At 63.7% G+C, this 14,187-nt stretch carries 13 protein-coding genes; 9 read left to right on the top strand and 4 right to left on the bottom strand.

What is annotated here, in order from left to right; translation table 11 throughout:
* The first annotated feature begins 203 nt into the window (after window positions 1-203).
* From folD to OX459_RS03275, 5 genes are all read left to right on the top strand, one after another.
* Window positions 204-1,049 carry a bifunctional methylenetetrahydrofolate dehydrogenase/methenyltetrahydrofolate cyclohydrolase FolD gene (folD, locus tag OX459_RS03295; protein ID WP_099666771.1) on the top strand — a complete coding sequence of 282 codons (846 nt, stop codon included), beginning with the start codon at window positions 204-206 and terminating at the stop codon, window positions 1,047-1,049.
* A gap of 94 nt (window positions 1,050-1,143) precedes the next feature.
* On the top strand, window positions 1,144-3,213 hold the full coding sequence (locus OX459_RS03290; RefSeq protein WP_289904814.1) for a M3 family metallopeptidase: 2,070 nt from the start codon (window positions 1,144-1,146) through the stop codon (window positions 3,211-3,213).
* 5 nt (window positions 3,214-3,218) lie between these two features.
* Window positions 3,219-3,644 carry a DNA polymerase III subunit chi gene (locus tag OX459_RS03285; RefSeq protein ID WP_289903827.1) on the top strand — a complete coding sequence of 142 codons (426 nt, stop codon included), beginning with the start codon at window positions 3,219-3,221 and terminating at the stop codon, window positions 3,642-3,644.
* Window positions 3,641-4,009: a hypothetical protein gene (locus tag OX459_RS03280; protein ID WP_289903825.1), complete on the top strand. Its 369-nt coding sequence runs from the start codon at window positions 3,641-3,643 to the stop codon at window positions 4,007-4,009. Before OX459_RS03285 ends, OX459_RS03280 begins: the two co-directional genes overlap by 4 nt.
* A 369-nt stretch (window positions 4,010-4,378) precedes the next feature.
* Complete coding sequence (locus OX459_RS03275; RefSeq protein ID WP_070257968.1) at window positions 4,379-5,521, top strand: branched-chain amino acid ABC transporter substrate-binding protein; 1,143 nt, start codon at window positions 4,379-4,381, stop codon at window positions 5,519-5,521.
* A gap of 91 nt (window positions 5,522-5,612) precedes the next feature.
* Here OX459_RS03275 and OX459_RS03270 read toward each other — a convergent pair whose 3' ends face one another.
* On the bottom strand, window positions 5,613-6,515 hold the full coding sequence (locus tag OX459_RS03270) for a LysR family transcriptional regulator (RefSeq protein WP_289903823.1): 903 nt from the start codon (window positions 6,513-6,515) through the stop codon (window positions 5,613-5,615).
* 91 nt (window positions 6,516-6,606) lie between these two features.
* Here OX459_RS03270 and OX459_RS03265 point away from each other — a divergent pair, with 91 nt between their 5' ends.
* Window positions 6,607-7,614, top strand: coding sequence for an NAD-dependent epimerase/dehydratase family protein (locus OX459_RS03265; protein WP_289903822.1), 1,008 nt, complete (start codon window positions 6,607-6,609; stop codon window positions 7,612-7,614).
* Window positions 7,615-7,635: 21 nt separating this feature from the next.
* On the opposite strand, the gene OX459_RS03260 is transcribed toward OX459_RS03265, so the two are convergent.
* Window positions 7,636-7,947: a c-type cytochrome gene (locus OX459_RS03260; protein ID WP_099666767.1), complete on the bottom strand. Its 312-nt coding sequence runs from the start codon at window positions 7,945-7,947 to the stop codon at window positions 7,636-7,638.
* A gap of 220 nt (window positions 7,948-8,167) precedes the next feature.
* Window positions 8,168-10,033, bottom strand: a complete 1,866-nt coding sequence (ilvD, locus tag OX459_RS03255) for a dihydroxy-acid dehydratase (protein ID WP_289903821.1) — start codon at window positions 10,031-10,033, stop codon at window positions 8,168-8,170.
* A 182-nt stretch (window positions 10,034-10,215) separates the two neighbouring features.
* Here ilvD and OX459_RS03250 point away from each other — a divergent pair, with 182 nt between their 5' ends.
* From OX459_RS03250 to OX459_RS03240, 3 genes are all read left to right on the top strand, one after another.
* Complete coding sequence (locus tag OX459_RS03250; RefSeq protein ID WP_289903820.1) at window positions 10,216-11,127, top strand: LysR family transcriptional regulator; 912 nt, start codon at window positions 10,216-10,218, stop codon at window positions 11,125-11,127.
* A gap of 79 nt (window positions 11,128-11,206) precedes the next feature.
* A complete protein-coding gene (lgt, locus tag OX459_RS03245; RefSeq protein ID WP_152283306.1) occupies window positions 11,207-12,037 on the top strand; it encodes a prolipoprotein diacylglyceryl transferase in 831 nt (276 codons plus the stop codon).
* Between the two features lie 156 nt (window positions 12,038-12,193).
* A complete protein-coding gene (locus OX459_RS03240; RefSeq protein WP_289903819.1) occupies window positions 12,194-13,711 on the top strand; it encodes a diguanylate cyclase in 1,518 nt (505 codons plus the stop codon).
* Here the strand turns inward: OX459_RS03240 and OX459_RS03235 are convergent.
* Entirely contained in the window at window positions 13,708-14,172 is a 465-nt protein-coding gene (locus tag OX459_RS03235; RefSeq protein WP_099666763.1) for an EVE domain-containing protein, read from the bottom strand. The two genes, OX459_RS03240 and OX459_RS03235, sit on opposite strands and share 4 nt — an antisense overlap.
* Between the last annotated feature and the right edge of the window lie 15 nt (window positions 14,173-14,187).

The following is a 14,187-nucleotide window of genomic DNA, read 5'->3' as shown; positions in this document are numbered from 1 at the left end:
ACGCAGACAGTACGCCAGTACGGCAAGGAGCTGCAACGCCGCCATCGGCATTTTCTCAGGCCCGCGTTTCCGGCCCGCTGTTGTTAAGCCTTGCGCTTTTAAACGCATGGCACTGCTTAACTTAAAGGCTTGGCGCCAAAACCGCCCCTTTGCGCCGCCCGGCTTTATAATCTGTCTTTTCCCTCCCACACAGCCTCCCTACCATGCCAGCACAACTGATCGACGGAATCGCCCTCTCCCAAAAACTGCGCAGCGAGATCGCCACGCGCGCCGCCGCCCTCACGGCCAAGGGCACCCAGCCCGGCCTGGCCGTGATTCTCGTCGGCGAAGACCCGGCCAGCCAGGTGTATGTCCGCAACAAGGTCAAGGCGTGCGGCGACGTGGGTTTCCACTCGGTGCTGGAAAAATATGAAGCGGACCTGTCCGAAGCGGACTTGCTGGCACGCATCGCCAGCCTGAATGCCGACCCGGCCATCCACGGCATCCTCGTGCAAATGCCCTTGCCCAAGCACATCAACCCGCACAAGGTCATCGAAGCGATCGCCACGACGAAAGACGTGGACGGCTATTCCGTCCTGAGCGCCGGCGAACTGATGACGGGCTTGCCCGGCTTCCGCCCGTGCACGCCGTATGGCTGCATGAAACTGATCGAAAGCACGGGCGTGGACTTGCGCGGCAAGCACGCCGTCGTCATCGGCCGCAGCAATACCGTCGGCAAGCCGATGGCCCTGCTGCTCTTGCAAGCGAACGCTACCGTCACCATCTGCCATAGTGCGACCCCGGACCTGGGCCTGTACACGCGCCAGGCGGACGTGGTCGTGGCCGCCGTCGGCCGCCGCAACACCCTGACGGCCGACATGGTCAAGCCGGGCGCCATCGTCATCGACGTAGGCATGAACCGCGACGATGACGGCAAGCTGTGCGGCGACGTGGATTTTGCCGGCATCAAGGAAGTGGCGTCGCACATCACCCCGGTACCGGGCGGCGTGGGTCCGATGACGATCACCATGTTGCTGATGAACACGGTCGAAGCCGCCGAGCGCATTTAAGAGGAGCACCTGAGACAATGCTCATGGCGGCGTTGCCTGGCCTTGAACATTTTTCAGGCGCGCCATATATGAAGACAGAATGGACGAACCGACGATGAATACCAATCCCCTGCTTGATTTTTCCGGCCTGCCACGCTTCGACGCGATCACGCACGAGCATGTCACGCCTGCCATCGATACCCTGCTGGCCCAGGCGCGCGCCACGGTAGCGCAGCTGGAAGCGCCCATGGAAGAAGTGAGCTGGGAAAACTTCGTCGCGCCCCAGGACCAGATCGCCGAAACCCTGGGCCGCGCCTGGAGCATCGTCAACCACTTGAACAGCGTGGTCGATACGCCGGAACTGCGCGCCGCCTACAATGCGAACCAGCCCAAGGTGACGGAATTCTGGACCGAACTGGGCCAGAACGAAATCCTCTTCGGCAAATACAAGCAATTGCAGGCCCGCGCCGATTTCGCCAGCCTGTCGCCCGCGCGCCGGCGCATCGTCGACAATGCCGTGCGCGACTTCCGCCTGGGCGGCGCCGAGTTGCCCGAGGACAAGAAAGAGCGCTTCGGCGCCATCCAGGAAGAACACGCGGCCGTCTCGACGCGCTTTTCCGAAAACGTGCTCGACGCCACCAATGACTACAAGTTGCTGGTCGAGAACGATGCTGAACTGGCCGGCTTGCCCGACGACGTGAAGGCTGCCGCGCGCGCCGCCGCCGACAAGGCGGGCAAGCAAGGCTATGAATTCTCGCTGCACTTCCCCTCGTATTACCCGATCCTGCAATTTGCCGACAACCGCGCGCTGCGCGAAACCATCTACCGCGCCAACGCCACCAAGGCCTCGGACCAGGGCGACGTCTTCAGCAAGAAAGCGGATTGGGACAATACGCACAACATCGTCACCCTGTTGCAATTGCGCGAAGAAGAGGCAAAACTGCTCGGCTACGCCAATTTCGCCGAAGTGTCGCTGGTCTCCAAAATGGCCACTTCGCCCGCGCAAGTCATCGCTTTCCTGGAAGACCTGGCCAAACGCGCGCGCCCGTTCGCCGAGAAAGACTTGTTAGAATTGAAACAATTCGCGAAGGAAGAACTGGGTATTGCCGAACTGCAAGCATGGGATGTGCCGTACGCTTCCGAAAAGCTGCAGGAACGCCGCTACGCGTTCTCGGCCCAGGAAGTCAAACAGTATTTCCCTGAACACAAGGTGATCGACGGCCTGTTCCGCCAGATCCAGAACCTGTTCGCCGTCGACATCAAGCTCGATACGGCGCCCGTCTGGCACAAGGATGTGCGTTTTTACCGCATCGAGCGCGACGGCAAGCTGGTCGGCCAGTTCTACCTGGATCTGTATGCGCGCGCGGGCAAGAGCGGCGGCGCCTGGATGGACGACGCGCGCGGACGACGCGCCGACGCGCAACACGTGCAAACGCCGATCGCTTATCTCACCTGCAACTTCACGGAACCGGCCGTGGTCGACGGCAAGGTACAGCCAGCCCTGTTCACGCACGATGAAGTCATCACCCTGTTCCACGAATTCGGCCACGGCCTGCACCACATGTTGACGGTGGTCGACGAATTGGGCGTGTCGGGCATTGCCGGCGTCGAATGGGATGCCGTGGAACTGCCATCGCAATTCATGGAAAATTTCTGCTGGGAATGGGAAGTGCTCGAGCACATGACGGCGCATGCCGTCACGGGCGCGCCGCTGCCGCGCGCGCTGTACGACAAGATGCTGGCGGCCAAGAATTTCCAGTCCGGCCTGCAAACCCTGCGCCAGGTGGAATTTTCCTTGCTCGACATGCATTTGCACTATGACTACGATGCCAGCACGGGCCAGAGCGTGCAGCAGCTGATCGACGGCGTGCGGGCCAAGTTTTCGCTGCTGATTCCGCCGCCGTTCAACCGCTTCCAGAATTCCTTTGGGCACATCTTCGCCGGCGGCTACGCGGCTGGCTACTACAGCTACAAGTGGGCCGAGGTGCTGTCCGCCGACGCGTATGCCGCGTTTGAAGAAGCCAAGGTGCTGGGGCCTGCCGCCACCACGGCAGCGGGCAAGCGTTACCTGCAAGAAATTCTGTCCGTCGGCGGCTCGCGCCCCGCGCTGGAATCGTTCACGGCCTTCCGCGGCCGCGAACCATTGATCGACGCCCTGCTGCGCCACAGCGGCATGGCCGCTTGATCGCCATGAGCCGCGTCGATTTTCACAGCAACGTGCCGGACAAGCTGGCCTACGCCTGCCGCCTGGCGCGCAAGGCCTATATGGCCGGCAACGAGGTGGTCGTGCTGGCGCAAGATGGCGCCCAGCTCGACGCCTTGAACAGCGCCATGTGGACCATTTCCGCCACGGATTTCCTGCCCCACGTGCTGGCCGGCGATCCGCTGGCGGCGCAGACGCCCATCATCCTGACCGATGACGCAGCGGCGGACTTGCCGCACCACGACATCCTCGTCAACCTGTCGCAGTTGCCGCCCGCTAATTACGCACAGTTCCAGCGCGTCTTCGAGATCGTTTCCATGGATGAGCAAGATGCGCAGGCGGGCCGCCAGCGCTTCCTGCACTACCGCCAGCAAAACGTGCAACCGACCCACTTCGTGGCAGGCAAGTCATGAGTGATCAACCATTCGACCAGGGCATCCCCCTGCTGACGGAAGTGCTGCTGGGGCCGGAAGTGCCGGAATCTGTCGCTCCAGCTGCGGCTGCCGTCGAGGAAGCGCCGGTGTTGCCACCGAGCATAGTGCAACCCGACTGGGACGCCATCGAACAGCGCCTGACGCAGCGCATCCTGCACCAGGTACAAGGCAAGATCGACCACCTGCTGGAAGAGCGCATTGCCCACGTCCTGCAGACAGCCCTGCAAAACGCCCTGATCGGAATGCGCGGCGCCCTGCGCGAGGACTTGCAGCAATCGCTGGAACAGATCGTCGCGCATGCCGTCAGCCACGAGCTGGGACACCTGCACCCTCCCGCACACTAAGACACCTGCAAAAACCTACTGCGCGTCGGTATAGGCGGCCTGCGATGCTCACCGTACCCTAGTACGGTTGCGCTTCTCAGCCACCTCTCCATTCCGCTCGCTACGGTTTTATCAGGTGCTGTCAGTTTACTAGGCATATTTGGCCTGATTTCTCTACACCTGTATCCCTCCCAACGCCATTCTTTGGTGCGCTCGCGCCTGCGAAATCGGTGCATCGCGCCTCACTTTGGTGATTGTTGCGACAAAATGCAAAAAGCCCCAAAAGCGGCTTTGCGCCGCCTGTTTTTTGTTGTACCTTCTTCAAATGCACCGCCCCTCGAAGCGGTTTTCACGAGACGCCGCCGTATCTTTATCCATTGGAGAATGTTTATGCTGCTCAAGACCAAAGTCCTTCCTCTCGCCGTCGCCCTCGCCTTTGCCGGCCATGCGGGCGCGCAGGAAATCATCAAGATCGGCCACGTCGCCCCGGTCTCTGGCGCCAGCTCCCACCTGGGCAAGGATAACGAGAACGCGGCCAAGATGGCCATCGAGGATTTGAACGCCAAAGGCTTCAAGATCGACGGCAAAGCCGTGAAATTCGTGCTGGTGCCCGAAGATGACGCGGCCGATCCCAAGCAGGGCACGGCCGTGGCGCAAAAGCTGGTCGACGCCAAGGTCAACGGCGTCGTCGGCCACCTGAACTCGGGCACGACGATTCCCGCCTCGCGCATTTACTTCAATGCGGGCATTCCGCAGATTTCCCCTGCCGCCACCAACCCCACGTATACCCAGCAAAAATTCAACACGGCTTTCCGCGTGGTGGCCAATGACAACAAGCTGGGCGGCACCCTGGGCGCGTATGCCGTGGGCAAGCTGCAGGCGAAGAAAATCGCCGTCATCGATGACCGCACGGCCTACGGCCAGGGCGTGGCGGAACAGTTCGTCAAAGGCGCCAAGAAGGCGGCGCCCGGCGTGCAAATCGTCGGCAAGGAATTTACCAATGCCAACGCGACCGATTTCAATGCCATTTTGACCAGCATCAAGTCGAAAAATCCCGACCTGATCTTCTTTGGCGGCATGGATTCCGTGGGCGGCCCCATGCTGCGCCAGATGAAGGCGCTGGGCATCAAGGCCAAGTTCATGGGCGGCGACGGTCTGTGCACGGAACCGCTGGGCAAGCTGGCGGGCGACGCCGTGGGCGAAGACATGGTCACCTGCGCGGAAGCGGGCGGCGTGACGGGCGCGCAGCAAAAAGGCATGGACGATTTCCGCGCCCGCTACAAGCAGAAATACAACATGGAAGTGCAGCTGTACGCGCCCTACGTCTACGATGCCGTGATGACCATGGCCACCGCCATGGCCGACGCCAAGTCGTCGAAACCGTCCGTCTACCTGCCGTTCCTGGCCAAGGTGCACTACCAAGGCGTGACGGGGCCGATCTCGTTCGATGCCAACGGCGACATCAAGGATGGCGCGCTGACCTTGTTTACATATCGAGATGGCAAGAAGACCAAGATGGAAGTGGTCAAATAATAGAACCTACTGCGCGGCGCGATTTGCGGCCTGCGATGCTCACTGTGCATTCGCACAGCTCCGCTTCTCAGCCACAACTCACATCCGCTCGCTACGGTTCTTGCTGTCCGGCCACATAAGCCAGTAACCCTTCGGCCAGCGCGTCGAAGGTGGCGCGGCAGCGCAGGCTGCCGCGCAAGTCTTCATGCATGGTGATCCACGTTTCCATCGGCAGCGCAAACGCCTGCGGCAACACGCGCCGCAGGGCCGGATCGCGCGCCGCCAGCCCCGCCTGGCACACGCCGATGCCCGCGCCCGCGCGGATCAAGGCCAGTTGCGCCAGGTCGCTGTCGCTGCGCCAGGCAAAGTTGTCCCGCGAAAATCCCTGGAAGGCGGCGCCAGCGTTGCGCACGAAAGGACTCGCTTCGTCGTAGCCGATGACGGCATGGTGCGCCAGATCGGCCAGTGCCAGCGGCATGCCGTGCCGCGCCAGGTAGTCCGCGTGCGCGTGCAGGCCCAGTTCGATATCTCCCACCTTGCGCGCCACCAGCTGCTCCTGGCGCGGACGCAGCATGCGCACGGCGATATCCGCTTCCCGGCGCAGCAAATCCTGCACCTTGTTGCTCAATACCAATTCAATGACCAAGCCCGGATGGCGCGCGCGCAGGCGAGCCAGGATAGTCGGCAGCACTTCCACGCCCACCACTTCGCTGGCCGCGATGCGCACGACGCCGGCCACGCCCTGCCCCTGGCTGCTGGCGGCACGCTCCATCAGGGCGGCAGTGTGCTCCATGGTTTCCGCATGGGGCCGCAACGCCAGCGCCACTTCCGTGGGGAGCAAGCCCAGCTGGGAGCGCGTAAACAGGGTCGCGCCCAGCGCCTGTTCCAGCGCGGCGATATGCCGGCCGACGGTGGGTTGCGTGATGCCCAGCGCGCGGGCCGCGCCGGACAGGGAACCGTGCTTCAGCACGGCCAGCAGCGAACGATAGTATTCCCAGGCGATGGCGGTAGTCATACATAAATGTATAGCCTGTGATCGATACTCGTCAATTCCCAATTAACCTTGCGCGGCAGATACTGGCTCCATCAACCACACGGAGGTCAGGATGGAAAACACGAAAAACACGGCATTGGTACTGGGCGCCACGGGCGGCATCGGCGGCGAGATGCTGCGCCAGCTCCTGGCGGCGGGCTGGCAGGTGCGCGCCCTGACGCGGGGAGAAACGCCGTCGCCACGGGGCGATCACGTCGAATGGCTGCGCGGCGATGCGCTGTCGCGCGCGGACGTGCTGGCGGCCGCGAAAGGCTGCGCCGTCATCGTGCACGCCGTCAACCCGCCCGGCTACCGCCACTGGGGCCAGCTGGTGCTGCCCATGCTCGACAACACCATCGCCGCGGCAATTGCCGAAAACGCCACCATCGTGCTGCCTGGCACCGTGTACAACTTCGGCCCCGACGCCTTTCCTGTCTTGACAGAGGACGCGCCGCAGCGCCCGCTGACGCGCAAGGGCGCCATCCGCGTGGAACTGGAAGCGCGCCTGGAACGGGCCGCCACGCAGGGCGCCAGGGTGCTGATCGTGCGCGCGGGCGACTTCTTCGGCCCCCGCGCCGGCAATAACTGGTTTTCGCAGGGGCTGGTGAAACCGGGCCAGAGCGTGCGCACCATCCTGTATCCGGGCGTGCCCGGCGTGGGCCACCAGTGGTCCTACCTGCCCGACGTGGCGCGCACGATGGTGCGGTTGCTGGCCATGCGCGCCACCTTGCCCGCCTTTGCGCGCTTTCACATGGCGGGCCACTGGGACCACGACGGCCTGCAAATGACGGGCGCGATTGCCCGCGCGGTGGAGCAGGCGACGGGCGCCAAGCCCGCCATCCGGCGCTTTCCATGGTGGCTGGTAGCGCTGGCGTCGCCGTTCGTGGCGACCCTGCGCGAAATGCGCGAGATGCGCTATTTATGGCAAACGCCCTTGTCCATGGACAATGCGCGGCTGCTGGCCGTGCTGGGCCAGGAAGCGCATACGCCGCTCGACGAGGCCGTGCGGGCGACACTGGAAGGCATGGGCAATCTGAAGGCGGCAGGCAAAAAAAATGCGCCGGGATTGCCGGCGCGCTGACTGCAGGTACTGCGGCACAGATTATTTCTGTGCCAGTACCCATTTGACCAGGGTGTGGGCTTCAGCATCGCTCACTTGCGGGTTCGCTGGCATCGGGATCGCGCCCCAGGTGCCGGAACCGCCCTTCATGACTTTCGCCACGAGCTTGGCTTCCGCGTCTTTCTGGCCAGCGTACTTGGCAGCCACGTCCTTGAACGCAGGGCCCACCAGTTTCGTGCTCACCGCGTGGCAAGCCATGCAGTTTTTTGCTTTCGCCAGGTCCGGATTGGCCAACGCTGCTTGCGATGCCAGAGCCGATACGGTCAATACACTCACCAACATAAAACGTTTCATTGTCTTTTCTCCAAAGTTACTTCCTGCGGCATTTTACTGTGTTTCCGCAGATGCACCACGAGCCCAGATCAAGCGTTTCAATGTAGTAACGCAATGTAGACGAGAGGCAGTCATATTCTGCCCCATCTGCGCGCCCATGACCATGTTGTTTGTAAGGCGATGTAACGACAGCCGGCCCCGCACAGCAGATCGGGGCCGGCTGTCTTACCTGCGCAACAAATCAGCGCTTCTTCAGCTGCGACAGGTCGCGCACGGCGCCCCGGTCGGCCGACGTCGTCAGCGCCGCATACGCCTGCAGCGCCTGCGACACGTAGCGGTCGCGGTTGACGGGCAGCCATGCCGCATCGCCCTTCGCTTCCATGGCGGCGCGGCGCGCGGCCAGTTCGGCATCCGTCACGCGCAGGTTGATGGTGCGCTCGGGGATGTCGATGTCGATAAAGTCGCCCTCTTCCACCAGGCCGATGGTGCCCCCTTCGGCCGCTTCCGGCGAGGCGTGGCCGATCACCAGGCCCGAGGAACCGCCCGAGAAACGCCCGTCCGTGAACAGCGCGCACGCCTTGCCCAGGCCCTTGGACTTGATGTACGACGTCGGGTACAGCATTTCCTGCATGCCGGGCCCGCCTTTCGGGCCTTCGTAGCGGATGATGACGACGTCGCCTTCATGCACGGTGTCTTCCAGGATGGCAGCGACGGCCGCATCCTGGCTTTCGAACACACGCGCCTTGCCCGAGAATTTCAGGATGCTTTCATCGACGCCCGCCGTCTTGACGATACAGCCCTTTTCGGCCAGGTTGCCGTACAAGACGGCCAGGCCGCCATCCTGCGAGTAGGCGTGCGCCTTGTCGCGGATGCAGCCCGTGCTGCGGTCCGTATCGACGGCAGCGAAGCGCTCCGACTGCGAGAACGCCGTCTGCGTCGGCACGCCGCCCGGCGCGGCGCGGAACAGTTCATGCACGGCCGGATTGTCCGTGCACATGATGTCGTTTTGCGCGATGGCGTCGGCCAGGGTCGGCGCGTGGATCGTCGGCAGGGTCGTGTTGAGCAGGCCGGCGCGCGCCAGTTCGCCCAGGATGCCCACGATGCCGCCCGCGCGGTGCACGTCTTCGATATGGTATTTGTCCGTCATCGGCGCCACCTTGCACAGGCATGGCACCTTGCGCGAGATGCGGTCGATGTCGGCCATCGTGAATGCCACTTCCGCCTCGTGCGCGGCGGCCAGCAGGTGCAGCACGGTATTCGTCGAGCCGCCCATGGAAACGTCGAGCGCCATGGCGTTCTCAAACGCGGCCTTGGTGGCGATCGAGCGTGGCAGCACGCTGTAATCGTCCTGCTCGTAATGGCGCTTGGCCAGTTCGACGATCAGGCGGCCCGCGCGCAGGAACAGCTGCTGGCGGTCCGAGTGCGTGGCCAGGATGGTGCCGTTGCCGGGCAGGGCCAGGCCCAGGGCCTCGGTCAGGCAATTCATCGAGTTGGCCGTAAACATGCCGGAGCAGGAACCGCAGGTCGGACAGGCCGAGCGCTCGATTTCCGCCACGTCGGCGTCGGACACCGTGCTGTCGCCCGCCTTGATCATGGCGTCGACCAGGTCCAGCTTGATGATCTTCTGCGTGCCGTTGACCACCTTGACGACCTTGCCCGCCTCCATCGGCCCGCCGGAAATGAACACGACGGGGATATTGATGCGCATGGCGGCCATCAGCATGCCCGGCGTGATCTTGTCGCAGTTCGAGATGCAGACCATGGCGTCGGCGCAGTGGGCGTTGACCATGTATTCGACGGAGTCGGCGATCAGGTCGCGCGACGGCAGCGAATACAGCATGCCGCCGTGGCCCATGGCGATGCCGTCATCGACGGCGATGGTGTTGAATTCCTTGGCCACGCCGCCGGCCGCTTCGATTTCGCGCGCCACCATCTGGCCCAGGTCTTTCAAATGCACATGGCCGGGCACGAACTGGGTGAACGAGTTGACGACGGCGATGATCGGCTTGTCGAAGTCGCCATCCTTCATGCCGGTGGCGCGCCACAGGGCGCGGGCGCCAGCCATGTTGCGGCCGTGGGTGGTGGTGCGGGAGCGGTATTGCGGCATGATGGACCTTCCAAAAGTGTTGGTGCCTGACTGTGCGGGCTTACAGAAAAATTCGCAGTAAAACCCTGCATGCAGTGGGGGTACGTCAGATTGCCTTGCGCGCGTCCCACTGTCAAATATATGATGCACGTGTCTGTGAGTCGTTTTATGTATCACAGCATCCGATCAGCATGGAAATGCATATGAATCTTGAATTACGACAACTTCGCTATTTCGTCACGGTGGCCGAGGAATTGCACTTCGGCCGCGCCGCCGCGCGCCTGCACATGACGCAGCCACCCCTGTCGCAAACCATCATGGCCCTGGAAGACTTGCTGGGCGCGCCCCTGTTCGTGCGCACCCGGCGCGAGGTGCAGCTGACGCCGGCCGGCAACGCCCTGCTGCCCGAGGCGCGCCGGCTGCTGGCCCAGGCGCAGGACTTGCCCGCGCTGGTGCGGCGGGCCGCGCAGGGCGAGGCGGGCCGCCTGAGCCTGGCTTTTGTTTCCTCGGCCGACTACAGCGTGCTGCCGCCGCTGCTGCGCGCCTACCGGACGGCCTATCCGCAAGTGCAGATCGCGCTGCAGGAAGCCACGTCCGACCTGCAGCTGGACGAATTGCTGGCCGGGCGCACGGATGCGGGCTTGCTGATCCCGCCCCTGCCCGAAAAGGCGAAGGGGGAACTCGATTACCTGCCCGTGCTGGCCGAACCGCTGGTGCTGGCCGCGCCGTCCGGCCTCGACATCTTGAACACGCCGGGCCCCGTACGCCTGCGCGACGTGCCGGCCCTGCCCCTGATCATCTTCCCGCGCGCGATCTCGCCCGCCCTGCATGACGCCATCCTCGGCGTGTTCCGCGCGGCCGGCATCACGCCTCAGATCGGCCAGGAAGCGATCCAGATGCAAACCATCGTCAGCCTCGTCTCGGCTGGCATGGGCATCGCGCTTGTGCCACAATCGGTATCGAATCTGATGCGCCCGGGCGTAGAATACAGGCCGCTGCAGGACGCCACGCCGCTGGTGGAAACAGGCCTGGCCTGGCGCCGCGACAACCCTTCCGCCGTGCTGCAAGGTTTCCTGGCGCTGCTGCGCAAGCAGATCGGCGGTACTGCCAGTTAAATTAAGTGGCCGCTAAGGCAAAAAACCGCAAGCGCCCCCATACTACGCAACCTTAGCTTTAAACAAAGAAAGAAACCCCATGCTGATACACCCGATGCCCGACCCGATAGCCATCCAGATCGGCCCGCTCGCCGTGCACTGGTACGGCCTGATGTATGTGCTGGCCTTCGCCCTGTTCATTATCCTGGGCCGCGTGCGCATCAAGCAGCCGCATATCGCCGTGCTGGGCTGGAAGAAGGAAGACCTCGACGACATGCTGTTCTACGGCATGCTGGGCGTGGTGATCGGCGGTCGCCTGGGCGAAGTGCTGTTCTACCGCCCCGAATACTTCATGCACAATCCGCTCGAGATCTTCATGGTGTGGCATGGCGGCATGTCCTTCCACGGCGGCTTCCTCGGCGTCATCCTGGCCATGTACCTGTGGAGCCGCAAGGCGGGCCGCAACCTGTTCGACGTGCTCGACTTCATCGCGCCGCTGGTGCCGCTCGGCTACGCGGCCGGCCGCCTGGGCAACTTCATCAATGCCGAACTGCCGGGCCGCATCGCCCCGGACACCCTGCCATGGGCCATGCAATGGCCGGGCATCCCGTATCCCGTGCACCCGTCGCCGATCTACCAGATGCTGGTCGACGGCATCCTGGTGTTCATCATCCTGTGGCTGTATGCGCGCAAGCAGCGTCCGCGCATGGCCGTGGGCGCCATGTTCACCCTGCTGTACGGCTGCGCGCGCTTCTTCACGGAATACTTCCGCACGCCGGACTGGGAAGTCGTGTGGCTGGGCGTGCCGATCACGTCGGGCCAGATGCTGTCCTTGCCGATGATCGTCGGCGCCATCGCGCTGCTCGTGTGGGCGTATAAAAGCCAGGTGATGGGCACGCCGCCCACCAAGGCCCGCCCCGCCAACACGTAAAACCGCTGTTCCCCCGATGGCGCGCCAGGCAGGCGCGCCATCCCCCTCCTCCGGCAACCTTTCCCTCAAAGCAGCACAATTTCCTTGCGGAATGAATCTTCGCTTGCGATAGCGCAATGATCGCTTTACCCTGCAACAAGAGCAGGGCATGCAATCATGCTGTGTTGGCAATTCGAGCGGGGAGTCCCATCCATGCAGTATGCGAGGAAGACCACGACATTCTGGCTGGCGCTGGCGGGCGGCTACGTGCTGGCGCAGCTGGCCTTGACGGCCTGGGCCGGGACGCGCGGTCCCGCCGTAAGCTACCTGTTCGGCGTGACGGCGCCACTGCTGGCGCTGGCCGCCTGCTGCCGCAACGCCAGCCTGAGCGCACCCGGCGTCGTGCGCACGGGCTGGGGCCTGTTTGCGGCCGCCATGCTGTTCTGGAGCGTGGGCATGGCCCTTTCTGCCTGGCAAGACCTGAGCGGCCATGTGGCGTCCGACACGACGTATTTCTCCGATTTTGCCTATTTCATGTATGGCGCGCCCTTGCTGCTGGCCATTTCCTCCGTCAGCGACCGGCACCCTTCGCGCACCCTGCAATGGCTGGACGCCGTGCAAGTGCTGCTGGCGGCCTACCTGACCTACACGGCCATCTTTTCCGTCTCGCCCTTCGACCAGCGCTCGATCGCGCCGATACCTGCCAGCCTGCTGGTGACGACGTACAACGTGGAAAACCTCGTCCTGGCCTGTTGCGCCTCGCTGCGCCTGCTGGCGCACCGCCGCGATGGCGCACAAGGGCGCTTCTACCTTCTGCTCAGTGTGTTCCTGTGGTGCTACGCCGCCTGCGCGGGCGCCTATAATTACCTGACCCTGCACGCGCTGGCCGAATCCGGTCCCAGCGAGATACTGCCCAGCATGCCTTTCCTGCTGCTGGCGGTGCTGGCCATGCGCGTGCAGCCGGGCGAGGAAGAGGCGCGGCCGCCGCGGCCGTTGACCTTGCTGATTGACAACTTCAGCCCCATCTTCTTCACGGCAGCCCTGCTGGGACTGGGATTCGTCGTGCTGCGCGAGCATTTTTACCTGGCGGCCAGCGCCCTGTTTGTCGCGCTGACGGTTCACGCGCTGCGCTCGGCCACCCTGCAAAGCCGCTACATGCAAAGCGAACTGGCCTTGCGCGCAGCGCATGACAAGCTGGAAAAGCTGTCGCTGACGGATGGCTTGACGGGCATCGCCAACCGGCGCTGCTTCGACCAGACCCTGCAGCTGGAGTGGCAACGGGCCGCGCGCAACCAGCAAGCGCTGGCGCTGCTGATCATCGATATCGATTTCTTCAAAAGCCTCAACGATACCTTCGGCCACCCGTATGGCGACGCCTGCCTGCAGCAGATCGCGGCGGCCCTGCATTCCGCGCTGCCGCGCGCCAGCGACCTAGCGGCCCGCTTCGGCGGCGAGGAGTTTGCCGCCATCCTGCCCGCCACCGATGGCGCGGGCGCCATGGCGGTGGCGCACAAGATGCAGGAAGCAATCGCCGCGGCCGCCATCGCCCACGCACCGTCGCGCGGCGGCCTGGTCACGGCCAGCATCGGCCTGGCCTTGAGTGACGCAGGACAAACGCCGGAAGCATTGCTGGCCGCCGCCGACCAGGCCCTGTACCGGGCCAAGCAGAATGGCCGCAACCGGGTCGAAGTCTAGGCTTTCAGCTTGCCGGTAATGACTTTCCATTGCGCCGGCGTCACGGGCGTGATCGACAGGCGGCTGCCCTTCTTCAGCAGCAGCATGTCTTCCAGCTCCGGCATCTGGCGCATCTCGGACAGGGGCAGCAGCGCCGTCTTCTTCAGGCCGCGCACATCGACGCTGATCCAGCGCGGCTGTTCAGGCGTGGCCTTGGCATCGAAATACTTGCCACCCGCTTCAAACTGGCTGTGATCGGGATACGCGCCGCTGGCCACTTCGGCCACGCCCGCCACGCCCGGCTGCGGACAGCTGGAATGGTAGAACAGCACGCCATCGCCCGGCTGCATGCCATCGCGCATGAAGTTGCGCGCTTGGTAGTTGCGCACGCCAAACCACGGCATGGTGTGCTGCGGCGCGGCCATCAGGTCGTCGATGCTCACTTCATCGGGTTCGGATTTCATCAGCCAGTATTGTTTCATGTTCACTCCCTATCA

The sequence above is a fragment of the Janthinobacterium sp. SUN026 genome, from assembly GCF_030397625.1.
In the GTDB taxonomy this organism is placed as follows: domain Bacteria; phylum Pseudomonadota; class Gammaproteobacteria; order Burkholderiales; family Burkholderiaceae_D; genus Janthinobacterium; species Janthinobacterium kumbetense.
This window is presented reverse-complemented; position numbering and strand designations above follow the sequence as displayed.

Excerpts from the sequence above, each read along its gene's own strand:
- folD (WP_099666771.1), top strand. The coding sequence starts at position 204 with ATGCCAGCACAACTGATCGACGGAATCGCCCTCTCCCAAAAACTGCGC.
- OX459_RS03290 (WP_289904814.1), top strand. The coding sequence starts at position 1,144 with ATGAATACCAATCCCCTGCTTGATTTTTCCGGCCTGCCACGCTTCGAC.
- OX459_RS03285 (WP_289903827.1), top strand. The coding sequence starts at position 3,219 with ATGAGCCGCGTCGATTTTCACAGCAACGTGCCGGACAAGCTGGCCTAC.
- OX459_RS03280 (WP_289903825.1), top strand. The coding sequence starts at position 3,641 with ATGAGTGATCAACCATTCGACCAGGGCATCCCCCTGCTGACGGAAGTG.
- OX459_RS03275 (WP_070257968.1), top strand. The coding sequence starts at position 4,379 with ATGCTGCTCAAGACCAAAGTCCTTCCTCTCGCCGTCGCCCTCGCCTTT.
- OX459_RS03270 (WP_289903823.1), bottom strand. The coding sequence starts at position 6,515 with ATGACTACCGCCATCGCCTGGGAATACTATCGTTCGCTGCTGGCCGTG.
- OX459_RS03265 (WP_289903822.1), top strand. The coding sequence starts at position 6,607 with ATGGAAAACACGAAAAACACGGCATTGGTACTGGGCGCCACGGGCGGC.
- OX459_RS03260 (WP_099666767.1), bottom strand. The coding sequence starts at position 7,947 with ATGAAACGTTTTATGTTGGTGAGTGTATTGACCGTATCGGCTCTGGCA.
- ilvD (WP_289903821.1), bottom strand. The coding sequence starts at position 10,033 with ATGCCGCAATACCGCTCCCGCACCACCACCCACGGCCGCAACATGGCT.
- OX459_RS03250 (WP_289903820.1), top strand. The coding sequence starts at position 10,216 with ATGAATCTTGAATTACGACAACTTCGCTATTTCGTCACGGTGGCCGAG.
- lgt (WP_152283306.1), top strand. The coding sequence starts at position 11,207 with ATGCTGATACACCCGATGCCCGACCCGATAGCCATCCAGATCGGCCCG.
- OX459_RS03240 (WP_289903819.1), top strand. The coding sequence starts at position 12,194 with ATGCTGTGTTGGCAATTCGAGCGGGGAGTCCCATCCATGCAGTATGCG.
- OX459_RS03235 (WP_099666763.1), bottom strand. The coding sequence starts at position 14,172 with ATGAAACAATACTGGCTGATGAAATCCGAACCCGATGAAGTGAGCATC.